Source organism: Acinetobacter sp. ANC_7682, assembly GCF_056779795.1.
In genome coordinates this window covers 1-415 of record NZ_JBWYIQ010000089.1, presented here as the reverse complement: position 1 = coordinate 415, position 415 = coordinate 1, and the positions used below count along the sequence as shown (strand labels likewise).

Below are 415 nucleotides of genomic sequence, written 5' to 3'. Positions count from 1 at the left end.
AACCACCACGTGACTGAGGATCTTTCAAAATACCGAGGCGAAAAATGCCGACTTGTTTAGGATCTTGGCAAAGTGAATATTGGCGTATTAGACCATTCGGCAAATGCACATCAATATGTGCCCCTACTTCGATTTCAGGGAGTGTATTTTCATTCGCAGATGCCAATTCCAGTACTGCGATTGTGCCGCCTTGTATATAACGATCTTTTACGACCACATCATGTAAACACATCATCTTTTCTCATTCGATCCTTTTAAACAAATAGGGATTAGCAAAAAGCTAATCCCTATTTCCTCTTACAAAATATAGCTAATACCCGCCAGGGTATCGGTTGAATTAATGAGGTTAATCACCTTGCGACGAATCTTGAAGCCATTTTCTTCATCACGTACCAAGTGGTAAATCACATCTGCT

General features: G+C 40.5%; 2 pseudogenes. Both read right to left on the bottom strand.

The annotated features are described in order from the left end of the window. Positions 1-235 (bottom strand): annotated as a pseudogene (locus AC1M9D_RS14115) (oxidoreductase); the annotation flags it as partial. Positions 236-297: 62 nt separating this feature from the next. Further along, positions 298-415, bottom strand: a pseudogene (locus AC1M9D_RS14110) (aromatic-ring-hydroxylating dioxygenase subunit beta); the annotation flags it as partial.